The organism is Pseudomonas sp. P7548 (genome assembly GCF_013386585.1).
In the GTDB taxonomy this organism is placed as follows: domain Bacteria; phylum Pseudomonadota; class Gammaproteobacteria; order Pseudomonadales; family Pseudomonadaceae; genus Aquipseudomonas.
Window position 1 is genome coordinate 1 of sequence record NZ_JACARO010000026.1, and the last position, 24,573, is coordinate 24,573.

General features: G+C 52.6%; 23 protein-coding genes. 21 read left to right on the forward strand and 2 right to left on the reverse strand.

The window, feature by feature from the left end:
- Positions 1-2 precede the first annotated feature (2 nt).
- The 18 genes from HX803_RS12565 to HX803_RS12650 all read left to right on the forward strand — a co-directional run bounded on the left by HX803_RS12565 (position 3) and on the right by HX803_RS12650 (position 16,368).
- Entirely contained in the window at positions 3-1,133 is a 1,131-nt protein-coding gene (locus tag HX803_RS12565) for an ABC transporter substrate-binding protein (RefSeq protein WP_177058545.1), read from the forward strand.
- A 55-nt stretch (positions 1,134-1,188) separates the two neighbouring features.
- On the forward strand, positions 1,189-1,797 hold the full coding sequence (locus HX803_RS12570) for an NADPH-dependent FMN reductase (RefSeq protein ID WP_025999937.1): 609 nt from the start codon (positions 1,189-1,191) through the stop codon (positions 1,795-1,797).
- Positions 1,794-2,711: a branched-chain amino acid ABC transporter permease gene (locus HX803_RS12575; protein ID WP_038844280.1), complete on the forward strand. Its 918-nt coding sequence runs from the start codon at positions 1,794-1,796 to the stop codon at positions 2,709-2,711. Before HX803_RS12570 ends, HX803_RS12575 begins: the two co-directional genes overlap by 4 nt.
- Before the next feature lie 4 nt (positions 2,712-2,715).
- Entirely contained in the window at positions 2,716-3,669 is a 954-nt protein-coding gene (locus HX803_RS12580) for a branched-chain amino acid ABC transporter permease (protein ID WP_050572401.1), read from the forward strand.
- Entirely contained in the window at positions 3,666-4,418 is a 753-nt protein-coding gene (locus HX803_RS12585) for an ABC transporter ATP-binding protein (RefSeq protein WP_016978848.1), read from the forward strand. The genes HX803_RS12580 and HX803_RS12585 overlap by 4 nt, the downstream gene beginning before the upstream one ends.
- Positions 4,415-5,125: an ABC transporter ATP-binding protein gene (locus tag HX803_RS12590; protein ID WP_016978847.1), complete on the forward strand. Its 711-nt coding sequence runs from the start codon at positions 4,415-4,417 to the stop codon at positions 5,123-5,125. The genes HX803_RS12585 and HX803_RS12590 overlap by 4 nt, the downstream gene beginning before the upstream one ends.
- 178 nt (positions 5,126-5,303) lie before the next feature.
- Positions 5,304-6,806 carry a 2-hydroxymuconic semialdehyde dehydrogenase gene (locus HX803_RS12595; protein ID WP_050572400.1) on the forward strand — a complete coding sequence of 501 codons (1,503 nt, stop codon included), beginning with the start codon at positions 5,304-5,306 and terminating at the stop codon, positions 6,804-6,806.
- Between the two features lie 11 nt (positions 6,807-6,817).
- Positions 6,818-7,210 carry a RidA family protein gene (locus HX803_RS12600; RefSeq protein WP_200864483.1) on the forward strand — a complete coding sequence of 131 codons (393 nt, stop codon included), beginning with the start codon at positions 6,818-6,820 and terminating at the stop codon, positions 7,208-7,210.
- A gap of 10 nt (positions 7,211-7,220) precedes the next feature.
- Positions 7,221-8,012, forward strand: coding sequence for a 2-keto-4-pentenoate hydratase (locus HX803_RS12605; protein WP_025999934.1), 792 nt, complete (start codon positions 7,221-7,223; stop codon positions 8,010-8,012).
- Positions 8,013-8,017: 5 nt separating this feature from the next.
- The gene (locus tag HX803_RS12610) at positions 8,018-8,962 is read left to right on the forward strand and encodes an acetaldehyde dehydrogenase (acetylating) (RefSeq protein WP_016978843.1); all 945 of its coding nucleotides are present in this window, start codon (positions 8,018-8,020) and stop codon (positions 8,960-8,962) included.
- A 4-nt stretch (positions 8,963-8,966) separates the two neighbouring features.
- Positions 8,967-9,998: a 4-hydroxy-2-oxovalerate aldolase gene (dmpG, locus tag HX803_RS12615; RefSeq protein WP_200864481.1), complete on the forward strand. Its 1,032-nt coding sequence runs from the start codon at positions 8,967-8,969 to the stop codon at positions 9,996-9,998.
- Complete coding sequence (locus tag HX803_RS12620) at positions 9,998-10,777, forward strand: 2-keto-4-pentenoate hydratase (RefSeq protein ID WP_016978841.1); 780 nt, start codon at positions 9,998-10,000, stop codon at positions 10,775-10,777. The genes dmpG and HX803_RS12620 overlap by 1 nt, the downstream gene beginning before the upstream one ends.
- On the forward strand, positions 10,774-11,205 hold the full coding sequence (locus HX803_RS12625) for a RidA family protein (protein ID WP_016978840.1): 432 nt from the start codon (positions 10,774-10,776) through the stop codon (positions 11,203-11,205). Before HX803_RS12620 ends, HX803_RS12625 begins: the two co-directional genes overlap by 4 nt.
- 2 nt (positions 11,206-11,207) lie before the next feature.
- Positions 11,208-11,762: a 3-hydroxyanthranilate 3,4-dioxygenase gene (locus tag HX803_RS12630; protein WP_016978839.1), complete on the forward strand. Its 555-nt coding sequence runs from the start codon at positions 11,208-11,210 to the stop codon at positions 11,760-11,762.
- Positions 11,759-12,763: an amidohydrolase family protein gene (locus tag HX803_RS12635; protein WP_235165410.1), complete on the forward strand. Its 1,005-nt coding sequence runs from the start codon at positions 11,759-11,761 to the stop codon at positions 12,761-12,763. The genes HX803_RS12630 and HX803_RS12635 overlap by 4 nt, the downstream gene beginning before the upstream one ends.
- A gap of 275 nt (positions 12,764-13,038) precedes the next feature.
- Positions 13,039-13,992: a LysR family transcriptional regulator gene (locus HX803_RS12640; RefSeq protein ID WP_016978837.1), complete on the forward strand. Its 954-nt coding sequence runs from the start codon at positions 13,039-13,041 to the stop codon at positions 13,990-13,992.
- Between the two features lie 408 nt (positions 13,993-14,400).
- The gene (locus HX803_RS12645) at positions 14,401-15,642 is read left to right on the forward strand and encodes an OprD family porin (protein WP_025999932.1); all 1,242 of its coding nucleotides are present in this window, start codon (positions 14,401-14,403) and stop codon (positions 15,640-15,642) included.
- 72 nt (positions 15,643-15,714) lie between these two features.
- On the forward strand, positions 15,715-16,368 hold the full coding sequence (locus HX803_RS12650) for a cysteine hydrolase family protein (protein ID WP_025999931.1): 654 nt from the start codon (positions 15,715-15,717) through the stop codon (positions 16,366-16,368).
- Between the two features lie 409 nt (positions 16,369-16,777).
- On the opposite strand, the gene HX803_RS12655 is transcribed toward HX803_RS12650, so the two are convergent.
- Both HX803_RS12655 and HX803_RS12660 read right to left on the reverse strand, forming a co-directional pair.
- Positions 16,778-17,656: a transporter gene (locus HX803_RS12655; RefSeq protein ID WP_235165409.1), complete on the reverse strand. Its 879-nt coding sequence runs from the start codon at positions 17,654-17,656 to the stop codon at positions 16,778-16,780.
- Between the two features lie 248 nt (positions 17,657-17,904).
- A complete protein-coding gene (locus HX803_RS12660; RefSeq protein WP_177077175.1) occupies positions 17,905-18,948 on the reverse strand; it encodes an AraC family transcriptional regulator in 1,044 nt (347 codons plus the stop codon).
- A gap of 340 nt (positions 18,949-19,288) precedes the next feature.
- Between HX803_RS12660 and HX803_RS12665 the strand changes: the two genes are divergently transcribed.
- The 3 genes from HX803_RS12665 (at position 19,289) to HX803_RS12675 (ending at position 24,234) form a co-directional block, all read left to right on the forward strand.
- Positions 19,289-20,764, forward strand: a complete 1,476-nt coding sequence (locus HX803_RS12665) for an aldehyde dehydrogenase family protein (RefSeq protein WP_080642367.1) — start codon at positions 19,289-19,291, stop codon at positions 20,762-20,764.
- 110 nt (positions 20,765-20,874) lie between these two features.
- Positions 20,875-22,533, forward strand: coding sequence for a GMC family oxidoreductase (locus HX803_RS12670; RefSeq protein WP_016978831.1), 1,659 nt, complete (start codon positions 20,875-20,877; stop codon positions 22,531-22,533).
- A gap of 291 nt (positions 22,534-22,824) precedes the next feature.
- Positions 22,825-24,234, forward strand: a complete 1,410-nt coding sequence (locus HX803_RS12675) for a VOC family protein (RefSeq protein ID WP_038845905.1) — start codon at positions 22,825-22,827, stop codon at positions 24,232-24,234.
- Positions 24,235-24,573 lie beyond the last annotated feature (339 nt).

A 24,573-nucleotide genomic window follows, 5' to 3' on the forward strand; every position in this document is an offset into this window, starting at 1 on the left:
CCATGACCATGACCATGACCGTGCAGGCGGCTGACAGCGTAAAAATTGGTTTTGTCAGTACGCTGTCCGGCCCTCTTTCTGGGTTTGGGCTTGAGATCCGTGATGGCTTTAATCTGGCGTTAAAGACGAGCGGGAACAAAATCGGCGGAATACCCGTTGAAGTAGTGGAAGGTGATGATCAGGCGAGTCCCGATGTTGGCAAGCAATTAGCCGACAAAATGATCAAACGAGATAAGGTTGATTTCTTGACCGGTATTGTTTATTCGAACGTCATGCTGGCCGTGGGGCCGCCTGCCTTTGCATCTAAAACCTTTTATATCAGTGCGGCAGCGGGGCCGGCGGCGTTTGCCGGTGAGCGTTGCAATAAGTACTTCTTTGGTTTGTCTTGGCAGAACGATGGGCAGAGTGAGGCGGTGGGCAACTACATGACTACCAATCACTATAAGAAAGTATTCATTATTGCGCCAAACTACACGGGCGGCAAAGAAAACCTCGAAGGGTTCAAGCGTTTCTTCAAGGGTGATGTCGCTGCAGAGGTTTATGTGAAGTTGGGGCAGTTGGACTTCGCCTCGGAGCTCGCACAAATTCGCTCGACCAAACCGGATGCGGTGTTTTTCTATCTGCCAAGTGGTATGGGCATCAACTTCATCAAACAGTATGTGGGTGCCGGCCTGGATAAGGAAATTCCCTATTTCTCGACGGGTCACTCGGCTGATGAAGACGTGATTGCTGCCGTGGGTGCCCCCATCGTTGGTCTCAAAAACGCTTCGCACTGGGCCTGGGATTTGAAAAACCCACAAAATGATGCCTTCGTTGCAGACTTCAAAAAAGCCTATGGCCGAATCCCGACCATGTACGCCTTTCAAGGCTATGACGTGGTCCGGCTTCTGGACAGTGCTGTGAGAGACGTCAAAGGCAATTTGACTGATAAAGAAGCACTGCACACCGCCTTGATGACCACTGATTTCAAATCGCTTCGTGGCAATTTCAAATTTAATACCAATCAGTTCCCCATGGACACCTTCTATCTGCGCGAGGTGCAGAAAGACAATGCCGGGCTGATCACTAACAGAACTATCGCGACGATTTTCGACAATCACGCTGACGCATATGTCGGTGCCTGCAAGCTTTAGCCCCGTCATCAGTGACGCTTCATTCAGTACACCTTGACTAAACGGAAAGAACCTTATGAAACCAACAAATAAAATATTGGCGTTTTCCGGCAGTACCCGAAAAGCCTCGTTTAACGTTAAATTACTGAATCTCGCCGTGGCCGCCGCGCAGGAACACGGCGCGCAGGTCACGCACATCGATTTGCGTGAATTTCCGCTGCCGATCTATGACGGCGATCTGGAAGCGACATCGGGGGTCCCGGAGAACGCCGTACAATTGCGCGAACTCCTGCTGACCCACGACGGGTTGCTAATTGCGTCGCCGGAATATAACGGATCGGTGAGTGCACTGTTGAAGAACACCCTGGACTGGTGTTCCAGGCCTGCCAACGGCGTCGAAGGTCTGGCGCCGTTTCGCGGTAAAGCGGTTGGCTTGATGGCGGCGTCGCTCAGCCCATTCGGCGGCCTGCGTGGGATCATCGACTTGCGTGGAATTATGGCGAAAATGGGCGCTGTGGTTTTGGCCGAAGACGTCGCGATCGCTTCTGCGCAAAACGCGTTCGATCCGACGGACGCCTTTGTCGATTCCAACACTGCGAAGCTGGTCGATCAATTTACGTCGAATCTCATTGGTCTAGTCGCGAAACTGCACCCGAATACTGACGCGTCCAAGGTTGAGCGATGAGCACCCTGATCATTGAGGAAGCGCTGAATGGATTGCAGTTCGGACTCATGCTTTTTCTGCTGGCAGCGGGGTTGACCTTGGTGTTCGGGATCATGGACATGATCAACCTGGCCCACGGCTCGCTATACATGATTGGGGCTTATTTGACCGCGACTGTGACTGACGCGAGCGGTTCTTACTTCATCGGCGTACCTGTGGCGCTGGTGGCAACTGCGATCATCGGAATGGTACTGGAGGTGAGCCTGTTCCGAAGGCTGTACCGACGGGATCACTTGTCCCAGGTGCTGGCGACCTTCGCTCTGATTCTGATCTGTAACGAATCGGTACGGATGATCTGGGGGGCTCAGCCGATCCCACTCAATACGCCGGTTGCCTTTACGCATCCTGTCGAATTGATGCCCGGCCTGCAGTACCCGGCGCAGCGATTAATGATTATCGGTGTGGGATTGGTGGTCGCGGTTGCCATGTACTTCCTAGTGGCCAAAACCCGCTTGGGTATGTGGGTACGGGCTGGGGCTTCGAATCGCGAAATGGCGACCAGCATGGGTGTGAACATCAAATGGTTGTTCACCGCCGTGTTCGGCATCGGTGCAGCGCTGTGCGCCTTGGCGGGCGCAATGCTCGGTCCATTGTTGGCGGTGCAGGTCGGGATGGGTGAAAGCATTCTGATTTTGGCCTTCGTGGTGGTGGTCATCGGAGGTATCGGCTCGATTAGGGGGGCATTTGTCGGTGCCCTACTGATCGGTGCGGTCGATACCCTGAGTCGCTCGTTGCTACCGCTGTTACTGAGCAAGTTTCTGTCGCCGGCGGTGACCTCCTCGATTGGTGCAGCCGTGGCCTCCATCATCATTTATGTTCTTATGGCTGCCGTTTTGTTCTGGAAGCCACAAGGCCTGTTCCCTGCGCGTGGGTGACCCTATGACCTCGACCCTTCACCACAGCGTTCGGCTCGGCGTGGCTGCCGTGGCGCTACTTATTTTGCTGGTATTACCTTGGGTAGCCAGTGTGCTGGATCAGACGTTTTACATGACGTTCGCCACTCGGATCATGATCTTTGCCCTGGCCGCCACCAGCCTCAATCTGGTCCTGGGTTTCGGCGGTCTAGTGGCGTTCGGGCACGCCGGTTTTTTCGGGATTGGCGCTTATACAGTGGCCATTTTGATGGACATGGGCATCAGTTCCGCCTGGACTGCGTGGCCGGCCGCAGTGGCGATTAGCGCCGCGTGCGCGCTGCTGATTGGGCTGATTTCACTACGCACCCGCGGCGTGTATTTCATCATGATCACCTTGTCGTTCGCCCAGATGCTGTACTACATCTTTCAATCTCTGGCCGCATTTGGTGGTGATGACGGCATGTCCCTGGCTGGGCGTTCGACCCTGCCACTGGGACTTGATCTATCATCTGACGTCACTTTCTACTACGTCGTGTTATTGATCTCGGTGGTGGTGATGTTCGCCGTGCAACGTACGGTCAACGCGCGCTTTGGACGGGTACTGCAGTCGATTCGCGAAAACGAATCGCGAATGGAATCCATCGGCTATCCGGTGTTTCGCTTCAAGCTGGTGGCCTTCACCTTGTCCGGCGCACTGGCAGGTTTGGCCGGTGCGCTGGTCGCCAACCAGAATGGCTTCATCAGTCCTAACCTGATGCTTTGGACCCAGTCCGGTACGCTGATGATTATGGTGATTATGGGGGGGGTGGGTTATTTGTATGGCGGTGTTTTCGGTGCAGCGTTGCTATTAATATTGGAGGAGACGCTGTCCAACTACACAATTCATTGGCAATTGCCATTAGGCGTCATTCTTCTGCTGGTCGTGCTGTTTGCACAAACCGGCATCGCCGGAATATTTAGCAGGAAGGTGTCCTCATGAACCAGCCGCTCCTGGAAATCCGCAATTTGGTAAAACGCTTTGGTGGCCTGGTCGCCACCAACGGCACCAACCTATCCATCCATAGCGGTGAAATCCATGCACTCATCGGCCCGAACGGTGCCGGCAAGACCACACTCATTCATCAGATTTCCGGGGCGCTGAACTCCGATGAAGGGACGATGATTTTCGACGGTGTCGACATATTCGACATGCCCATGCACAAACGCGTGGCGGCTGGTTTGGCTCGGTCTTATCAGATCACCAGTATTTTTAAAAAACTGACGGTGTTGGATAACGTTGCGCTGTCGGTGCAGGCACGCAGTGGCAGCAGTTTTCGGTTTTGGCGAGCGGCTATTTCCGAGGCTGCGTTATTTAACGAAGCCCACCAGATCCTCGAACAGGTTGGTTTATCGTCGAAGGCCAAAACCATCGCCGGCAGTCTGGCCCACGGTGAGCAACGGCAACTGGAATTGGGCATCACACTCGGGACCCGCCCAAAATTGTTATTGCTCGATGAACCCATGGCCGGTATGGGCCCTGAAGACTCGGAAAAAATGGTGGAGTTGCTCATGGCGCTTAAGGGTAAATCGACCGTGCTGCTCATCGAGCACGATATGGCTGCGGTGTTCCGGCTCGCCGACCGAATGTCCGCGCTGGTTTATGGTCGAGTCATTGCCACCGGTGTGCCGAACGCTGTGCGGGAAGACCCTGAAGTCAAAAGAGCTTACCTTGGCGAGGAGGCGGTATGAGTGCGATCCTTGAAGTCAGCAACGTAGAAACTTCTTACGGCGAGAGCCAGATTCTGTTTGGCGTGAGTTTGAAGATCAGGGAAGGTGAAATGTCGACCTTGCTCGGCCGCAACGGCATGGGCAAGACTACCAGCGTGCGCTCTATTTTGGGACTGACGCCGGTCAACTCGGGATCAATTCGTTTTCGCGGTGAATTGATCGAGCGCAAATCGGCGGACGCCATTGGGCGCAAGGGTATTGCGGTGGTGCCAGAAGGGCGGCATATCTTTCCGAACCTGACGGTGAAAGAAAACCTGGTGGCCTTTGCCTGTAATCGCAACAAATCCTCTGAGCCATGGACGCTGGACAAGGTCTACAACTTTTTCCCACGGCTGGCTGAGCGCGAGCGCAACATGGGTTCGCAGCTGTCTGGTGGCGAACAACAAATGTTGGCCATCGGCCGTGCGCTGATGACTAATCCTTACTTGTTGATACTGGACGAAGCGACTGAGGGCCTGGCACCGCTGATTCGAGATGAAATCTGGGCTTGTCTCCACGCGTTGAAAAAAAGCGGGCAGACCGTGCTGGTGATCGACAAATACGTCGAGAAGCTAATTGCTCTGGCTGACCATCACACCATTATCGAAAAGGGCCAAGTCGCCTGGCAGGGTTCTTCAAAGGAACTGAGTCTGGACAAAGGCCTTTGGCAGCGATATTTAGGCGTCTAGATACCATCAATAGTTCTATTTTAGTGGAGTTGGCCAGAGGGTTGCTCCTGGGCCAGCTTCGCTTTTTTTTAGGTGGCTATTACTTTCACGAATAAATGACCGTGATCTTTTGAATTTGGTTTTCTACGCATATCGATAAAATAAAACCATCTTGCAACCCCCTGCAGAGCAGAAAACTATGAATACCTTATCGAATCAAGCATCACGTGTTGTGCCTGGCACCGTGCCTTGTCAACTGCTTAATTATGTCGACGGTAACTTTGTTACTTCTGTCTCGAGTTTCGCCAATATTAATCCGGTGAATGGCGAACTTGTTTCCAATGTGTTCGAGGCGGATGCGAAGCAGGTCAGCGATGCTGTTGTTGCTGCGCAAAAAGCGCTGAAAGGCCCGTGGGGGAAGCTGAGCGTCCATGACCGTGCGGCGGTGATTCACAAAATCGCTGATGGCATCCAAGCTCGATTCGAGGAGTTCGTGGCGGCGGAAGTGGCCGACACTGGTCGTCCGGTTCATCAGGCGCGGACCCTCGATATTCCACGTGCCATCGCCAACTTCCGGACCTTTGCCGATTTGGCGAAGACCAGCAACACCGACTTGTTTGAGATGGCTACAGCGGACGGTGCGGGCGCGCTGAACTACACCGTGCGCAAGCCGTTGGGTGTGATTGGGATTATCTCGCCCTGGAACTTGCCGCTGCTGTTGTTTACCTGGAAAGTTGCGCCGGCTCTTGCCTGCGGTAATACCGTGGTCGCAAAGCCGTCGGAAGAATCGCCGTCGTCTGCCACTTTATTGGCCGAAGTCATGCATGACGCCGGTGTTCCACCTGGCGTATTCAACTTGATTCACGGATTTGGTAAAGATTCGGCCGGTGAGTTTCTGACACAACATCCCGGTATCAGTGCCTTGACCTTTACTGGTGAGTCGAAAACCGGTTCGGCGATCATGAAATCGGTGGCCGATGGTGTCAAGGAGGTGTCGTTCGAATTGGGCGGAAAGAACGCCGCCGTGGTCTTTGCCGACGCCGATTTTGATGCCGCTGTAGCGGGTGTTTTGCGCTCTTCCTTTACCAACTCGGGACAAGTCTGCCTGTGTTCAGAGCGTGTGTACGTTCATCGTTCGATCTTCGACAAGTTTGTCGCGGCACTCAAGATTGAAACTGAGAAATTGATTGTGGGTTATCCGGATCAAGAAGGCGTCAGTATGGGCCCTCTGATTTCCCACGGGCATCGCGACAAGGTGCTGTCGTACTACCAATTGGCGGTTGAAGAGGGCGCCACGATTGTCACGGGCGGTGGGGTTCCTCAGTTCAACGATGAGCGCGATCAAGGCGCTTACGTGTTGCCGACGATCTGGACCGGGCTGTCAGACCAGGCGCGCTGCGTTACCGAGGAGATCTTCGGCCCGGTGTGCCACATCTCGCCGTTTGATGACGAGGACGAAGTCATTGGCCGCGTCAACGATAGCGACTACGGACTCGCCTGCGCCATCTGGACCACCAATCTTTCCCGCGCTCATCGTGTTTCCCGGCAAATCCATGTCGGCCTGGTCTGGGTTAATACCTGGTACCTGCGTGACCTGCGCACGCCTTTTGGCGGAGTGAAGCTGTCCGGTCTGGGCCGTGAAGGCGGTCGTTTCTCGATGGACTTCTACTCCGACATCGCCAACATCTGCATCAAGCTTTAAGGGGCATGGACATGCGTCGAACCCTGCAATCGAGCGCCATTGCTGCACCTCGTTTTCACTATTCGCCCTGTGTGGCGATCGGTAGCACCTATCAGGTCTCCGGAATGATTGCGTTGGATCCTGCCTCCGGTCAATTGGTCGAGGGTGGTCCCGGCGCGCAAACCAGCCGCATCCTCGCGAATCTGCAAAGTGCGTTGCCTGATTATGGATTGACCTTGGGCGATCTACTTATCGCTCGAATCTACACCACCCGTTTTGACGCATTCGCCGAGATCAACGCGGCCTGGGAAACCTTGTTTTCCGGCGGTTTGATACCGCCGGCAAGGACCAGTGTCGGCGTCAGTGCGCTGCCTTTGGGTGCCAGTGTCGAAATTGAATTTTCCTTCGTTAAATCATCACAGTGATCAAGAAGCCATGAAAAATAATATTGAACTCGCCGCGTCGAGGTTATGGCAGGCGGAGCTGGACGGAATACCTTGCGAGCCTGTCCGCGACTTGATCGGGATTGACGACGTTGAGCTGGCGTATGCCGTGCAGCAGATCAACACCGAGCGTCGGCTCAAAGAGGGTCGGCGTCTGGTCGGTCGCAAAATCGGCCTCACTTCCAAGGTCGTCCAGCAGCAGCTCGGTGTCGACCAGCCGGATTTCGGCATGTTGTTCGCTGACATGTGTCTGGCTGATGGCGAAGAAATCGCTAACCGCCGGGTGCTGCAAGCTAAGGTCGAGGCGGAAATTGCGCTGGTCATCGAGCGTCCTCTGGACCAGGGCAAACACACGATCGCTGACATTATCCGCGCTACTGCATTTGCTCTTCCGGCCATAGAGATCGTCGGCAGCCGTGTCGCGAACTGGGACATCAAACTCACCGATACCATTGCCGATAACGCGTCCAGCGGACTGTTTGTGCTGGGCTCGCGTCCGGTCAAGCTGGATGCATTCGACATCGTCGCCTGCGGCATGGTCATGGAACGCCGTGGCGATCAGGTCAGCGTTGGAATGGGTGCGGCCTGCATGGGCAATCCGCTGCTGGCTGCCGTTTGGCTGGCCGACACCATGGCGCGTCTTGGGCAACCGCTGCAACCAGGCGACATCATCATGACCGGGGCCCTCGGGCCTATGGTTGCTGCGGCTTCTGGCGATATTTTTGAAGCCAATATCCAAGGCCTGGGTCGCGTTCGCGCCTCCTTCGCCCCTGCGGAGGAGTAACAGACATGGACCAGAACACTCGGCTACAAGTTGCCATTATCGGCTCCGGAAACATCGGCACCGATTTGATGATCAAGGTCTTGCGTAATTCAAAACACTTGGCGATGGGCGCAATGGTGGGCATCGATGCAGCTTCCGATGGCTTGGCTCGCGCTGCACGGATGGGTGTTGCCACCACTCACGAAGGCATCAACGGTTTGGTTAACCTGACAGGATTCGAGCAGATTCGTATCGTGTTCGACGCGACCTCGGCCGGTGCACACGCCAAGCACAACGAAATACTGCAGCAGCACGGGATCAAGGTCATTGATCTAACACCTGCCGCTATCGGTCCTTACGTGGTGCCTGTGGTCAATCTGAGGGATCACCTGGCGAGCACCAACATCAACATGGTGACTTGCGGTGGTCAGGCAACGATTCCTGTGGTGCGCGCCATATCGCGGGTCACTCGGGTTCGTTACGCCGAAATCGTGGCCTCGATTGCCAGTAAATCTGCAGGCCCTGGTACCCGCGCCAATATCGATGAGTTCACCGAAACCACCTCCCATGCGATCGTCAGTGTGGGCGGTGCCGAACACGGTAAAGCGATCATTGTGCTAAACCCGGCCGAACCACCGTTGATGATGCGCGACACCGTTCTGTGCCTGGCCGAAGGCGATGCCGACACTAATGCGATCCGCGAATCCATCGAACAGATGGTTAAAGACGTAGCGGCTTACGTGCCGGGCTACCGCATGAAACAGGACGTGCAATTCGACACGATTCCCGCTGACAAGCCCATCAATATTCCGGGCGTTGGCCTGGTCTCCGGCATCAAGGTGTCGGTGTTTCTGGAAATTGAAGGCGCGGCGCATTACCTACCCGCGTACGCAGGCAATCTCGACATCATGACGTCTGCCGCGCTCGCCGCTGCTGAGCAGATTGCCGCCAACATGATCGCGGCCGGGTAGGGGTATGACTATGAATAGCGCCAAGAAAATCTTTATCCAGGACGTCACCCTGCGTGACGGCATGCATGCAATTCGTCACCAGTATTCGCTTGATCACGTCATGTCCATTGCCAAAGCACTCGACGTGGCGAAGGTCGATAGCATCGAAGTGGCTCACGGCGACGGGCTCGCCGGTTCAAGCTTCAATTATGGTTTTGGTGCCCACAGCGATCTGGAGTGGATTGAAGCGACCGCCTCGGTGCTCAAGTACGCCAAGCTCGCGACCTTGCTGCTGCCAGGCATTGGCACTCTTCATGACCTTGATGCTGCGTTCAAGGCAGGCGTGCGCACCGTCAGGGTTGCGACCCATTGCACGGAAGCCGATATCTCTCGCCAGCACATTGAGCATGCTCGCAAATTGGGCATGGACACGGTTGGTTTTCTGATGATGTCGCACATGGCGACTCCGCAGAAGCTCGCGGAGCAAGCCAAGCTCATGGAAGGTTACGGCGCTGAATGTGTGTACGTCGTGGACTCGGGCGGCGCCTTGTCGATGCAGGGTATTGCCGAGCGCTTCAAAGCCTTCAAAGACGTCCTTGACCCCTCGACCCAAACCGGCATGCATGCGCACCACAATCTGTCGTTGGGGGTCGCAAACTCGATTGTCGCCGTGGAAAACGGTTGTGACCGGGTCGACGCCTCGCTGGCCGGTATGGGTGCCGGGGCAGGTAACGCCCCGCTGGAAGTCTTCATCGCCGCCATCGACAAGTTGGGCTGGAACCATGGCACTGACCTGTTCACCTTGATGGACGCCGCTGACGATCTGGTACGTCCCCTGCAGGACCGCCCGGTACGGGTAGACCGTGAAACTCTCGCGCTGGGTTACGCCGGTGTCTACTCAAGCTTTTTGCGTCATGCAGAAGCAGCTTCGGCGCGTTATGGCGTTTCGGCCGTCGACATCCTGGTCGAGCTGGGCAATCGGCGCATGGTGGGGGGGCAGGAAGACATGATCGTTGATGTCGCCCTGGATTTACTGAGCAAAGGAGGGGGTAAGTGATGAGCAACCTGGACATTTATGCCATTTCAACGGCGCTTGATAACGCAGCCAGATACCGTGAAGAAATTGATCCGCTGACCCCGGTCCATGGGTTCAATCTGAATGAAGCATATGAGATTCAGCGGACGTCGATTGCTTTGCGTCATGCTCGCGGCGAATTGCCGGTCGGCATCAAACTGGGCTTCACCAGCCGCGCGAAGATGATTCAGATGGGCGTCGACAGCCTGATTTGGGGTCTTCTCACCGACGCGATGTTGTATGAAGAAGGAGCAGTGATTGACCTGTCTGACTTCATCCATCCGCGTGCTGAACCCGAAGTCTGCTTTTTGACCAAGCGTGACATCGACCGACCTCTGACGTTACTGGAAGCCTCGTCCTACCTCGAAGGTGTTGCCCCAGCGATTGAAATTATCGATTCCCGTTACCGCAATTTTAAATTCACGCTGGAAGACGTAGTCGCTGATAACTGCTCCTCCGCCGGCCTGGTGATCGGTGCCATGTCGCGCAATCTCACCGATTTGGCCAACTTGGGAGTGGCGATGCGTTTCAACGGCAGGCCCATGCAGATAGGCAGCACCGGCGCCATCCTGGGTGATCCGCTGCGCAGTGTCGTGCAGGCCTCGCGTTTGGCTGCACGCGCAGAAATGGTACTCCCAGCGGGGTCCTTGATTATGGCGGGCGCTGCCACCGCCGCTCAGGCGTTGACCGCCGGCACCCATGTCAGCGCAGAAGTTACTTCTCTGGGACGTGTCGAGTTTTATACGGGAGCGCGAGCATGAGTACTGAAGCGAAATTGGTTGAAGGAAAAGCCCTGCCCCGTGGAAAGTTTCCCCACGTAAAGCGTGCTGGCGATTTTCTTTTTGTTTCAGGCACAAGTTCCCGTCGCCCGGACAATACGTTAGTCGGTGTCGAAGTGGATGAAATGGGGACCACGCATCTCGATATCGTGGCGCAAACCACTGCGGTCATCGAGAATATTCGAGACATTCTTGGCAGTGTTGACGCGACGTTAGACGACGTGGTCGAAATATCGACGTACTTGGTCAACATGAACGACTTCGCCGGTTACAATCAAGTTTACGGCACGTATTTCGGTTATGAAGGCCCGGCGCGAACCACCGTCGCCGTGCACCAGTTGCCGCACCCACACTTGGTTATCGAAATTAAAGCTGTCGCCTATAAACCGTTGTCACAGAAGGGAGTTTGACGATGTTTACATACGGTAAACCATTGAATTTTCAGCGCTGGCTTGACGATCACAAAGACTTGCTTAAACCGCCAGTTGGCAACCAGCAAGTGTGGAAGGATGCCGATTTTTTGGTAACGGTAGTGGGAGGGCCTAATTTTCGTACCGATTTTCATGATGACCCGATGGAAGAGTTCTTCTATCAGTTTAAGGGCAACGCTTACTTGAACATCATGGACCGGGGGCAGTTGGAGCGTCTTGAACTGGAAGAGGGTGCGATCTTTCTTTTGCCCCCACATTTGCGTCACTCACCGCAACGGCCTGATCCGGAAAGTCGCTGTTTGGTCATTGAACGCCAACGGCCACAAGGCACGATCGATGGTTTTGAATGGTACTGCTTGAACTGTAACGGGCTTGTCCATCGTGTTGAAGTACAACTTAAAAATATCGTCACCGATTTGCCCCCGTTGTTCGATGTGTTTTATGCCAATGAGAACTTACGCAAGTGCCCGCAATGCGGCCAGGTTCACCCGGGTAAGGCGGCGATTGATGCAATGGCGCGTGGAGAAAAATCTTGAAAAGTCCACATATCGATATGCATTCGCACTTTTTTCCACGGATTTCGGAACAAGAAGCTGCGGAGTTCGATTCGGCACAGGCACCTTGGCTACAAGTAAGCGCTAAAGGTGATACCGGTTCAATTATGATGGGCAAGAATAATTTCCGTCCGGTTTACCAGGCTCTATGGGATCCCGCTGTCCGGATTGAAGAAATGGACGCGCAGGGCGTGGATGTCCAGGTGACTTGCGCCACGCCTGTGATGTTCGGCTACACATGGGAGGCCAAAAAAACGGCGCAATGGGCTGCGCGAATGAATGATTTGGCCTTAGAGTTTGCCGGTCACAACCCCCAGCGTCTCAAAGTTCTGGCTCAGGTACCCTTGCAAGATCTGGATTTGGCGTGTAGAGAAGCATCGCGTGCTGTGGCATCGGGGCATCTTGGTGTACAGATTGGCAACCATTTGGGAGACAAGGATCTCGACGATGCGACACTCGAATCCTTTTTGACCCACTGTGCCAACGAGAACATCCCAATTCTGGTTCATCCGTGGGACATGATGGGTGGACAGCGGATGAAGAAGTGGATGTTGCCGTGGTTGGTTGCCATGCCGGCGGAAACACAGCTTGCGATTTTATCGCTGATATTGTCCGGTGCATTCGAGCGAATTCCAAAGTCGCTGAAAATTTGCTTCGGGCACGGCGGGGGCAGTTTTGCATTTCTGCTAGGGCGCGTTGATAACGCTTGGCGACATCGCGATATCGTGCGCGAAGACTGCCCGCGCCTGCCGTCCGAATACGCCGACCGATTTTTTGTCGACAGTGCGGTATTTAACCCGGCGGCACTGGAGCTGTTGGTCAGTGTGATGGGCGAGGATCGTGTCATGTTGGGGTCCGATTACCCATTCCCATTGGGGGAGCAAAAAATAGGTGACTTGATTTTGACCAGTGATTTTGAGGAGTCAACCAAGAAAAAGATTCTGTCGGGCAACGCCAGCCAGTTTTTCAACATTCCGCTGTAGTCAGCAGTACTGATACACCATTTCCTATTACTGAAAATCAGGACGGCAAACATAAAAGCGTTCTATTTAAAAGGCGCGATAAGCACTCTGAATTTGCTAGCGCGCCGTTCTGAAAGTTCAAGAGCGCTGGTAAGTAAGCGGGGCTTACTGGCAAGAAAATTTGTAGGTATTTAGTCTGGAAATCAGTCTTTTCCTGAGGATCGGATGGCCCATCGCGTTATACTCTGTTTTTAGCATTCGATGGGCACTAATGTCGATTTTATACCTGGAGCGTTATGGAAATCTTACCCATATCGGCAATCACGTTAAGTCGAAAATTGAAATTCAACCAGCTCATGATATTTGAGCTGGTGCTGGAGTCAGGTTCATTTGTAAGAGCTGCCAATACCATGGGCCTTACTCAGCCAGCGATCACTAAAGCTATTTACGATCTGGAGTCTTTTTTTGGCGGTCCTTTGTTTGATCGCTCCAATCGAGGGGTGACGCCCACCGAATTCGGCATCATGTTAGGTCGTCGCGTAAAGTCATTGATTGCTGAAACTCGTTACATGACTGAAGAAGTCAACGCTTTCCGCACAGGGGATGCCGGGCACGTTATTGTCGGTACACTTATCTCCGCGTCGGCGAAGCTTTTACCGCGTGCCATAGTGAAATTACGCAAGGCTACGCCAGGTGTTTCGATCACGGTCCGTGAAGGTACAACGGCACAAATGTTTCCCGCTTTGGCCACTGGGGACCTTGACATTGTGGTCGGTCGGCTTCCGGAGCAAGAGCTGGCGCATGCGTTTGCGCTCAAGCACGAGGTCTTGTTTGATGAATCCTTTTGCGCGGTAGTGGGAAAAGGTCATGCACTGTCGGATCGAAAAGGTCTGAACGTTGCCGAGTTGATGTGCGAGGAGTGGATATTTCCGTTGCAGGAGTCCCCGTCCTACAATGCTGTCGCTAAGTTTTTCCGGGATGGCGGGTTAGGCCTGCCGCCTCATCATGTACATTCTCTTTCGACGCTGACTAATATTGGCTTGTTGTTGGAAACCGATATGATCGCGCTGATGCCCCGTGCGGCTGCATTGCAATTCTTGAAAGCTGGCTTGTTGGCCATCCTTGATATGACCAGCACCGCCAATTTTGGCCAAGTCGGTTTTTCGATACGGGCTGACAAAGACGTTAACCCTGCCTGTAAAAATTTTATTAAGTGTCTTCGTGAGGCCGCCATGGGAATATTTGAATAACCCTCTTCCCTGAGCGTAATCCCCCTGTTCCGTCACTCTTGATCGGACCACCTTTCATTCTATTCTCCTTCGTTTGTCTGGTTTTCAGGCACGTAATTTGATGGCGCCTATCGGATTGTCTATTACTAACGGTAATGGACGATGAGGGGATATTGATTGGCATTTGTTTTTTGGATGGCCTAAAAAGAGAGTGTGTCTTTTTTGGTGTTTTGCAAATCCAAGTACAGAGCGACTGGATAATCAGCGTCGCTTGCTGTATTGAATTCATTCGCCGACTAAGTCGCAAGTGTTAAACAGCATATAACAACAATGAACAGCTGTGACCGAGCGGCACTATGCTGTGCGTATCACAATAATAAAAATATTTTGCCCCTTTAAGCCAATCAGTGACTTTTAACGGAGCTTACTATGCGCATAAAAACAATAAATGCTGTCGCTTTGATGGTGACAACTGGAGCAATACAGCCGGTACTGGCCAGCCAACAGTCGGATGCCACCGGATTTGTTGAAGGTTCGAAAGCATCCATCAACATCCGCAACATGTTCATGAATCGCAACTTCCGTCAATCCAGTGCGCCACAGAGTTTCGGTGAAGAATGGGCCCAAGGTTTTATCGGTACTTTCCAGTCAGGTTTTACGCAAGGGACGGTCGGCTTCGGTGTCGACGTGCTTGGCCAGTTCGGTATGAAACTGGACACCGGCGATGGCCGCACCGGCGGTGGTACCGGCCTATTGGAACAGGACAAAGATGGCGCCAAAGACAATTACTCAAAACTCGGTGGCGCTCTAAAGGTTCAGGTCTCCAACAGTGTGCTTAAGTACGGCAATCAGCTTATGTCGTTGCCGATCCTTTCTACCTCCGACGCGCGGCTGTTGCCCGAGTCAGCCACTGGATTGTCGCTGACCAGTAACGAAATAAAAAATCTGACGTTTTCGGCGGGGCATTTCACCGGCCTCAACAATCGCAATGACAGCAAGCCCGACAGCGCCCGGCTCACCAGCCTCGACTACGTCGGCGGGTTTTACAAGTTCAGCGATCGCTTGACCGGCAGTTTGTTTTATCAAAAAGTCGAAGATTACTGGCGCAAATACTATGGCAGCACCACCTACGCTATCCCGCTCACCAAGACCCAGGCCTTGAATTTTGACTTCAATATCTACGACACCAAGAGCAGTGGCGAAGCTCGGGCAGGTGAATTGGATAACCGGATATGGAGTTTGTCGGCCGCCTACACCTTGGGCGCGCATCGATTCTTGATTGGTCACCAGCGTGTGTCCGGGCGTGGTGATTACCAATATGGTATCGATGGTTTGAGTACGGTGTATGTGGGCAACTCGATCCAGTATTCCGACTTCAACTACCAAGACGAAAAATCCTGGCAGGTCCGTTATGACATGAATCTGGCGCCTTACGGAATACCGGGCTTGACCTTTATGACCCGATACGTAAAGGGCACCGGATTCGATACCGCGGCGACCAATAACGGCCATGCCTGGGAACGAGATATCGAATCCAAGTATGTGGTGCAAGAAGGCCCCGCAAAAAATTTGAGTTTCCGGCTACGCCACGCTTCGTACCGCAGTTCCGATAGAGGCGGTGAGATCGACGAAATTCGGATCATCACGGAATACCCGCTAAACATTTTTTGAGGCTCGACTGGAAGTCAGACGTTCATGGCGGCTGTTGACGCAGCCGTTTTGAGCATTACACGAGGTGACAACATGGGCTACGACATCAAAATCTTCGATCCAATAAGGACCGCGGTTCTGGTCATCGACATGCAGAATGACTTCATCGCCGTCGGTGCGCCGTTGGAAACGTCTACCGGTCGAGCATTGATTCCGATACTGAATAAACTGGTCGACGCCTTGCGCGACAGAGGTGCCACTATCATCTACACCGCCCATGTACACAAGGAAGACGGTACGGATATTGGACGTTATGGGGAAATCCATCCGCCAAGCGGCCGAGGAGAGGCGTTGGTTGAAGGCAGCCTTGGGGCCGAGATCTATCCAGAATGCGCACCAAAGAAGGGTGATCGACTGATCAAAAAACATCGTTACAGCGCTTTTTTTGAAACTGAACTGCAGCAGATTCTTAAAGAGCGGTGGATCCAGAACGTGGTGGTTGTGGGTGTCACTACCGAGAACTGTGTTCATGCCACAGCGAGGGATGCGCTGTTTCGTGACTACCGTACTTTCGTTATTGCCGATTGCTGCGCTACTCGTGATCATCCGGATGCCGGCTGGGGTGCATTGTCTGCCTCGCAAGTACAACAGACTTCGCTGATAATACTCAAACAATCAACCGCCGATGTCTGTACGTCGGAGGAGCTTGTGAAACGATTTTGCTTTCCGACGGTTCTGCCTACTTGATAATTTTTATGTCTCCTATTGTGTCTGGTCCCAGGACTTCCGCACTGCTAGGGTTCTTGTTTGAAAAGCAACATCAGAGACGTAGTTCCGTGTGGACTGATGTTTGAGTATCTTGTCGATCAGCCAAGTTTGTTGGTGTCGAGTCAACTAGGTTGTTCGCACTTTCAAATCGCTTTGATATTTAGACAGTATTCGCAGGCAAGTCCTGCTTTCATTAATTCATAGTTCTTTCGCAGGCCTGCCATTACGGTTTATATACACGATGAAGCTTATATAAAAGCAACCATAAGTAGCCATTGAACCGGTCTCATTCATCTGGAGAGCAGGCCTACGAAGCTTTATTGGCCTAGAACGACCAGACAAGTTTGACCAAGGTCGTCGTCCCTTCTGGTCTGTTTTCTACTAAGGCTTATTTTAGATATTTCGCCTCTAAAGACCAGCCTTGCCCTTGGTAATGTAAACCTGGTCCGTATGCGACTTCCTGCCCTCGAAATCCTATATCGGAGCCGTCTACTCGATCGGATGTTAGTTGCTTGAAGGCATCCCCCTGAAGGCCAATCGTCCAGTGTGGGCTGATCTCATAGCCCGCAGCATAGTTTGCAGCGAAATACTGGCCAGAGTGGTAGTTAGTGGCGTGATTGGTTGAGTTGAAGCCGTAGGTCACTTCAGTGGAAAGGTCCCATCCGTTAGGTTGGTGGTAGCTATATAGAATGAGCGGTCGCAAGGTGTAGTAGTTTTTGCCGGCATTCGCCATCTGGTTTTTGTCGTAGGTGCCAGTTGGAACTGCCGCCTCCATGGCTGTCACCCAATGGTGATACCCATTGTGCCAAGAGAGGAATACTGCCAGGACTAGGTCTGCCATCGCTTGGCGTTGATCGGTCATTCCGCCCTGGCTGACACGTAGATCCAGTATCGGTTGAGCTGCACTAAAGCCTAATTGTCCTCCCATGATCTTTGTTTCAGTCATCCAGATTAGGCGCGGAATAATCGCATCCAGATTTATTCCAAAACCAGGAATCAGGGATTTACCATGTTTGTCATTAAAGCGAGACGCGTGATAATTCTGATAGTATGCCAGCAGGTAAACGCCAGGAGGAGGAAGATTGCCTGTGGTGAAGCCCTCGGCACCAAGGGCAAAAGTATCGGCACCATTTTCAGTTGCGACTGCCAGATTTCCTGCCATGCAAGCAGCAAATCCTATTGCCAAACGAATGCTCGGGATGTTCATTGAATTAGCCTTATTATTTTTATTTAGCGCTTTCGCTGCCTGTGCGAGTTGCGGTCGCATCTTGGCGAACGTAAAGCAAGGTAGCGAACCGTCGTGGCTTATCTAGAACGGCAGGTAGCCAGCGAATACGGAATCTGGCTAACTTCGTACAGCGCTAGGGTTACAGACTTTGTACTAAGCATAAATCGATTGCGTGAGTGGGCTTACCTGCGGAGAAGGCCAGCTAGGGCGTTGTTCAAAATGCTTCTGGTCGGGAGTTCGCTATAAAGTTGAAGCAGCCAAGACTGCTGTTCGGCATAGGGGATTGACTAAGCTCGTGAGGTTGGAACATCGACCCGTGATAACCGAGTTCGGCGAGTCTGGGAGGGCGACTCGCCGAAGCGGGATTTGTATTGCTGGTAGAAGATTCCCAAGTGGGTAAATCCCCACTGCGATGCGATGGACTCGATCGTTGTCGCGGAATCGTTGCCGGGCAACAATTGCGTATGCACACGATCAAGCCTCAGTTCAACTAGATAACGCATCGCAGTGGTACCCTTGAACTCCTTGAAGGTACGGGTTAGGGAACGAATACTGCAGCTGGCTGAATTGGCAATATCGGCAAGGGTCAGAGCATCACTAATATGATGCTCCATGTACGCCACCGCGCGATGCCATTGGCTCGGAGCGATGGTCGTAGCCTGCTCCGCCAACGCTGGCGGGTAATTGTGAGGCTGACACGACAACAGCGTCATCATCAACAGCTCCTCAGTCGCGGGTGCGAACTGCTCACGGAAGAGACGATCACCACCTCTTTCAAGCGTGCTTACCACAAATTCCAGCAAGGACAACCAGCGCCAACTGACTTGAAGTCCATCCATGACCACGGCGAATTTCAATGGCCTTCTTCCCTGCCTACCTATCATCCGCCAGCACAACGACTCCACACGTCTACGTGGAATCCGCAATTTGAATGCGGTCGAGCCCGCCGCGTACTCGAAGCGGGAATGATCCTCATCGACGGTAAGTAATGTAGCACCAGCGACGACATCGTAACTGTTGCCGGCTGTCACAACTCGAATGCGCCCCGCGATCACCGTCGTAACGATTAGCCATCCCCCCAGATCATCAGGTTCAATATTCACGTCACTGCCGTAGTTGACTGTGGAAATATTAAGTGTGCCCCAATTGACCGTATGGACAAGAACGGGCCCAGCATCCCTCAGTCCGGACGGTGCATAGCTCCGGAATGGGCCAAATAGTGTGGATATCACTCGATTTGCTTCGGTACGATCATCGGTACACAAAAAGAGATGTTCGTCAGAAAGTAAGAGACGGCGAAATTCAGAGGGTGTAACGGATGAGTGCGTCATGGTATCTCTCGCAAAACACAGTCGTGTTAATTGATGCAGTATTGATAACTCTGATTTTTTCTCGGAAACTCTAAGGAAGTTATTAAGTCCGGCGCTAGGTACCAGCTGCTATAGCAGGATGCAGCACATGAGTTCAAAATGTCAACTGTCATGAAGGTTATATTATTTTTAAACGGATATACAAGTACGGTTAGATTTAAGATATTCCATCTTGTAATAGACGCTCATGATTTTTTGATTACTAAAGCGCCAATTTACTCGATAGATTTTAGAACTGCGTTTCGAGCATGAGCGTTCTGCACCTGCTGCAACGCCTGAAAACCACATCGAGAGATTAACCATGAGCGAAATGTCTGCTGAATTTCAAAAAGAACAATCCACTCGCGCGTCGTTGTTAAAGAGGGCTAATCTGGAGGCTGGTTTCTTCAACTTCATAGGGGGCAAACGGGTTTCTCTCGGCGGCACCCTGGATGTTGTGAATCCGGCCACGGGGGAGGCTATCGCCTCGGTCCCTGACGTGGGCCAGGAAGGATTGGATCAAGCGGTTGCCGCTGCTCGCGGCGCTTTTCCTGCATGGGCAGCAACTCCATACGCCGAGCGGCGAGGGCTCCTGAGCTCCTTTATTGCTCGGATCAAGGAGCACGAACCGGACCTGATAGCGCTGCTAACGGCAGAGCATGGCCGTCCGCTATCGACATCCACTTGGGAACTGCAAACGCTCACAGATGAATACGGTCCGGCATTGATTAATCTGGAATTGCCTTCAGAAGAAAGCGATACGAAAACAATGGGCCATGTGATCAAGCGATATACTCCGCTAGGCGTTGTCTGCGCCATTAGTCCATGGAACGCACCAGTACTTTTATCCTTTCTGAAAGTTTTGGCAGCGCTGGTGACCGGCAATACCATCGTTCTGAAACCTTCACCGTACGCACCTTTGACAGTGCTACGCATCGCGGATTACGGAATTGATCTGCTACCACCAGGCGTGCTGAACATCATCACCGGTGGCGATACTCTTGGTCCGCTGATGACGGCGCACCCAGGGTTCGACAAGGTAACCTTCACCGGTTCGACTCAGACTGGCAAGCGGGTAATGAACTCAGTGGCGACAACTCTCAAGCGCTTGACTCTGGAGTTGGGCGGTAACGATCCTGCTATTGTGCTTCCAGATGCTGATCCAGAAAAGATAGCCGAGTCACTGTTCTGGAGCATGTTTATGCTCAATGGACACGCATGCATCAGTCTTAAGCGTCTTTATATTCATGAGTCGATTTACCCGGCAGTGACTCAGGCGCTCATTTCCTACGCCACTCAAATTAAGACTGGCGATGGCTATGCGCCAGATTCGGCGCTGGGACCTGTGCAAAACAAGATGCAATTTCAACAGATCCAGGCGACCTGGGCAGAAATAGAGAGCAGCGGAACGAAAGTTCTGTATCAAGGTGAGGCACCTGATCAGGGATATTTCTTTCCTGTGACGATGCTCGATAATCCCGCGGACGATGCTTCCTTTGTGAAAAAAGAAGTGTTCGGTCCTATCCGCTCCGTCATGAAATACACGGATTTAGACGACGTAATTCGTCGTGCCAATGACACCAGTTATGGACTCGGTTCATCAGTCTGGGGTACTGACACTAAACAATTAGTAGAAGTTGCTAGCCAGTTGAAGTCCGGTACGGTCTGGATTAATCAGCACGCTAGTTTGGCTGGTGATCTACCGTTCGGTGGTCATAAGGAATCAGGTTTCGGCGTTGAGTTTGGCATTGAAGGGTTGAAGTCTTATTGCAGCGTGCAAGTTATTGCTACCAAATAAAGATATTAGCACTATTGTTGTTAATTAAGTGATAGCGCCTTGCGTCGCACCATCATCATGTTGCCTAACCGGCGATGCGTTGTGCTCGACTAATCATCAGGATAAGAATAATGAAAGATAGTTTCGATTTTATCGTTGTTGGAGCCGGAAGTTCCGGTTGTGTTACAGTGAATAGGTTGGTTCTCGAACACGGCGCACGCGTTCTTTTATTGGAGGCGGGCCCTAGCAACAACAATCAGATCATTAAGATGCCCGCTGGCACTTTGAAGATGATCTACGGTAAAACACCTTTTGTTAAGCGCATAAGGTCTATGCCCCAGCCGTCACTCGGCGGCCGTGCCATCGATGTCGCCCAAGGCAACGTTGTCGGCGGAGGAAGTTCGGTCAACGTCATGCTTTATGCGCGAGGCTCCCGACTTGATTATGATTTATGGGATAAAGCGACAGGTGGCGCCGGATGGGGATGGGATGATCTGATTCCCTATTTCCGCCGTCAGGAAGGCAATCAGCGATTGCAGAATGAGGCGCACGGTAGTGAGGGGCCATTGAAGGTGTCGGATGCTCCGTACCTCATCGAAGCTGACAGCTTGTTCCTGCGTACTATGCAAAATCTCAACATTCCATATACCGATGATTTCAACTCCGGCAATCTCCATGGTGTTGGTCTTACGCAATCTACGGTTTATCGCGGGAGACGTTGCAGTTCCGCGGACGCCTTCTTAAGCCCGATCCTTAACGATCCTCGCTTGACCTTGGTGACCTCGGCGCGCGTGAATCGAATTCTGTTTGAGGGCACTCGCGCGGTGGGTGTGGAATATGTGGTTGACGACATTACTCATCAGGCCTCAACCACTGGTGAGGTCATCCTGACAGCAGGCGCCTTTGTTTCACCACAACTGCTCATGTTGTCGGGCATTGGTCCTTGCAAACATCTGGAGGAGCACGGCATCAAGACTCTGGTCGATTCGCCTGGAGTCGGTCAGAACCTGCAAGACCACCATGTCGCGATTCTCTCGGCCACCACGAAACGTCCCATTGGTTACTTTGGTGAAGATACTGGCTTGAAAGCGCTTAAAAACGCGATTCAGTATTTTGCGTTCAAAAACAGTGGACCTATCGGTTCCACAGGCTCGGAAACTATGGCATTCGTTAACCTCGACGATCCCGAGGCCGATCCAGATATCCAGATTTATTGCATCGGCGCTATGTGGCCAACGGTGAAGCGTGGCCCAACCGACGCCGTGACTCTGATGGCGAACCTAGTCAAGCCGCTTTCGCGGGGCACGGTGAAGCTGCGTTCGGCAAACCCTGCCGACCATCCTGAAGTTGATCTTCGCTGGCTTAGCGATCCTTCGGACCGTCGCCGCATGTTGCAGTCGCTCAAATACCTGAGAGAGATCGTCGCGACAGCTCCGTTTTCCTCGGTCATCGATGAGATTTTCTCGCCGGTCAACCAGATACAGTCCGACGAAGCACTGCTGGACTACATCCACCAGACTACGGAAAGTAACTACCACCCCGTTGGTACTTGCCGGATGGGCCAGGAAGACGATCCAATGTCTGTCCTGACCCCCGATCTGAAGGTCAAAGGCGTGCAAAACGTTCGTGTGTTTGACTGTTCAATGATGCCGATAATCATCAGCGCCAACACCAACGCGACAGCAATGGCCGTTGCCGAGAAAGGTGTTGATCACATGATGGGGAAAATTTCGCTGCGCACACCTGGTCGCCAGACCAGTGTTAGTACCGCGGAGTCCACAAGAAGTTAAAGCACTCCATGGCTTCACCGGCAAGGCTGCTCCCACTATGGATCATGAGTCTCGTAGGAGCGGGCTTGTCGGCGATGAAGCCAGCCTGTGCTTTACAGGTCTTCATCAATAACAAACCTGCTCTTGCAAGGGATTACGAAATGCACATCGATAGACCTATCGAGTTTTTCTTTCTTACGGTGTGGCATTGGATTCTAGTATTTTGTTGCTACCCAACGCTGGCTGAGAGGCATGTTGAGGTGCCATCAAGGTTTAACGTCGCAGTTGTATTTTGTGAGGAGAACACATTCGATGAATGCTTCTAATTTTTCGAGTACGGACGAGATTAGGTCAGCGTTTTCCCATGCAATGTCACAGATGTACAGGGATGAAGTGCCTCTCTATGGTATTTTGATGGAACTGGTTTCCGAGGTGAATAGGGAAGTCATAAGCGCAGACCCCGAACTGTTCAAAAAACTGGCGCAGACTGGTGAAATTCACCGCTTACATAACGAGCGGCACGGCGCAATTCGTGTAGGCACAGATGCAGAGTTGTCAATGTTGTGTAGGTTGTTTGCTGTGATGGGAATGGAACCTGTCGGGTACTACGATCTGGCCCCCGCTGGGGTCCCTGTTCATTCCACAGCATTTCGGGCAATTGAAGACGCTGCACTCAACACTTGCCCGTTCAGAGTATTTACTTCTCTGCTCAGAGTCGAATTGATAGACGATACGGAGCTCCGAGCGATCGCTCAGCATTTGCTCTGTCAGCGCAAGATTTTTACTCCTCGAGCTTTAGAACTAATTGAGCAATGCGAAGCTGCAGGCGGACTATCTGCTGCGGACGCTTCGGAGTTTGTTGACCGTGCTCTCGAAACCTTCCGCTGGCATAACATAGCTACTGTCTCTCTTGACCAATACATGAAACTGAGTGCTCAGCACCGTTTGATCGCCGATGTCGTCGCCTTCAAAGGCCCCCATATCAATCACCTGACCCCTCGTACTATGGACATCGATGCCGTTCAGCGAGGTATGTTTATGAAGGGAATTGTTCCGAAAGCGGTGATTGAAGGTCCGCCTCGAAGGAAATGCCCGATCCTCCTACGTCAAACCAGTTTTAAGGCGCTTGAGGAATCCATCAGCTTTGTGGGGCAAGAGGTAGGAGAGTCAGGTAGTCACTCTGCTCGCTTCGGGGAAATTGAACAACGTGGCGTTGCTCTCACGCCTAAGGGGCGAGCTCTCTATGACGAGCGTTTAAGCGTTGCTCGGAACGAGTTGGGCGAGGTTCCAAACGAGGCAAACGCTGCTGAATACGTTCGTATTCTGGAAAAGGCTTTTCAAGCATTTCCCGACAATTATGAGGAGATGCGTTCGCTGGGACTCGCATATTTCCGGTATTTTCCAGCCGAAAGGGCAATGGAAGCTTCGGGTAATAATTTGCAGATGAAAAGCTTGAATCAGCTTGTTGATGAGGGTTGGATCAGGTTTGAACCGATAGTTTATGAGGACTTTCTGCCTGTAAGCGCAGCAGGGATTTTTCAGTCCAATTTGGGTGGCGATGCTCCACCACACTATTCGGCAAACTCAAATCAGAAAAAGTTTCACTCAGCGCTTGGTAGGAAGACGCTTAATGAACTTGAGCTTTACGCCGAAAGCCAAACGCGTTCTTTGCGTAGCTGCGCCAGAATCATGAGGATTAGCGAAGCAAGCTGGATGCTTTAGCGGACGTATTAGGCCCCTTAGTCATGAGTCTTCCCTCACCTCAGCACAAAGGGAGCTAGAAAGGTAAGAGGACGAGTAGCATTCGGTGGGGCTCATCCTGACCTCGGAGCTTTTTGCAACAGGTGTGTGAGGGCTGTGCGATTGATATTCGAACCCGCCTGGCCCCCAGCGGCAAGCGTAAGGGTGTCGGTGTTTGCCTGCACACTAACAGGTCGATTTCTTGGGTTTGCGATCAATTTCGGCACCTTTTCCCGGTGAGGAGATCGTCCTAGGAACGATGTGAGTGAACACGCTATACTGTCGGCTGAGGCGTTCTGTGGACGCAACCATCGACCTCAC

Bases quoted from the DNA above. Each gene is read 5' to 3' on its own strand.
- HX803_RS12610 (WP_016978843.1), top strand. From the start codon at position 8,018: ATGGACCAGAACACTCGGCTACAAGTTGCCATTATCGGCTCCGGAAAC.
- HX803_RS12600 (WP_200864483.1), top strand. From the start codon at position 6,818: ATGCGTCGAACCCTGCAATCGAGCGCCATTGCTGCACCTCGTTTTCAC.
- HX803_RS12660 (WP_177077175.1), bottom strand. From the start codon at position 18,948: ATGACGCACTCATCCGTTACACCCTCTGAATTTCGCCGTCTCTTACTT.
- dmpG (WP_200864481.1), top strand. From the start codon at position 8,967: ATGACTATGAATAGCGCCAAGAAAATCTTTATCCAGGACGTCACCCTG.
- HX803_RS12575 (WP_038844280.1), top strand. From the start codon at position 1,794: ATGAGCACCCTGATCATTGAGGAAGCGCTGAATGGATTGCAGTTCGGA.
- HX803_RS12650 (WP_025999931.1), top strand. From the start codon at position 15,715: ATGGGCTACGACATCAAAATCTTCGATCCAATAAGGACCGCGGTTCTG.
- HX803_RS12630 (WP_016978839.1), top strand. From the start codon at position 11,208: ATGTTTACATACGGTAAACCATTGAATTTTCAGCGCTGGCTTGACGAT.
- HX803_RS12665 (WP_080642367.1), top strand. From the start codon at position 19,289: ATGAGCGAAATGTCTGCTGAATTTCAAAAAGAACAATCCACTCGCGCG.
- HX803_RS12620 (WP_016978841.1), top strand. From the start codon at position 9,998: ATGAGCAACCTGGACATTTATGCCATTTCAACGGCGCTTGATAACGCA.
- HX803_RS12670 (WP_016978831.1), top strand. From the start codon at position 20,875: ATGAAAGATAGTTTCGATTTTATCGTTGTTGGAGCCGGAAGTTCCGGT.
- HX803_RS12585 (WP_016978848.1), top strand. From the start codon at position 3,666: ATGAACCAGCCGCTCCTGGAAATCCGCAATTTGGTAAAACGCTTTGGT.
- HX803_RS12565 (WP_177058545.1), top strand. From the start codon at position 3: ATGACCATGACCATGACCGTGCAGGCGGCTGACAGCGTAAAAATTGGT.
- HX803_RS12675 (WP_038845905.1), top strand. From the start codon at position 22,825: ATGAATGCTTCTAATTTTTCGAGTACGGACGAGATTAGGTCAGCGTTT.
- HX803_RS12605 (WP_025999934.1), top strand. From the start codon at position 7,221: ATGAAAAATAATATTGAACTCGCCGCGTCGAGGTTATGGCAGGCGGAG.
- HX803_RS12625 (WP_016978840.1), top strand. From the start codon at position 10,774: ATGAGTACTGAAGCGAAATTGGTTGAAGGAAAAGCCCTGCCCCGTGGA.
- HX803_RS12580 (WP_050572401.1), top strand. From the start codon at position 2,716: ATGACCTCGACCCTTCACCACAGCGTTCGGCTCGGCGTGGCTGCCGTG.
- HX803_RS12590 (WP_016978847.1), top strand. From the start codon at position 4,415: ATGAGTGCGATCCTTGAAGTCAGCAACGTAGAAACTTCTTACGGCGAG.
- HX803_RS12640 (WP_016978837.1), top strand. From the start codon at position 13,039: ATGGAAATCTTACCCATATCGGCAATCACGTTAAGTCGAAAATTGAAA.
- HX803_RS12570 (WP_025999937.1), top strand. From the start codon at position 1,189: ATGAAACCAACAAATAAAATATTGGCGTTTTCCGGCAGTACCCGAAAA.
- HX803_RS12645 (WP_025999932.1), top strand. From the start codon at position 14,401: ATGCGCATAAAAACAATAAATGCTGTCGCTTTGATGGTGACAACTGGA.
- HX803_RS12595 (WP_050572400.1), top strand. From the start codon at position 5,304: ATGAATACCTTATCGAATCAAGCATCACGTGTTGTGCCTGGCACCGTG.
- HX803_RS12655 (WP_235165409.1), bottom strand. From the start codon at position 17,656: ATGCGACCGCAACTCGCACAGGCAGCGAAAGCGCTAAATAAAAATAAT.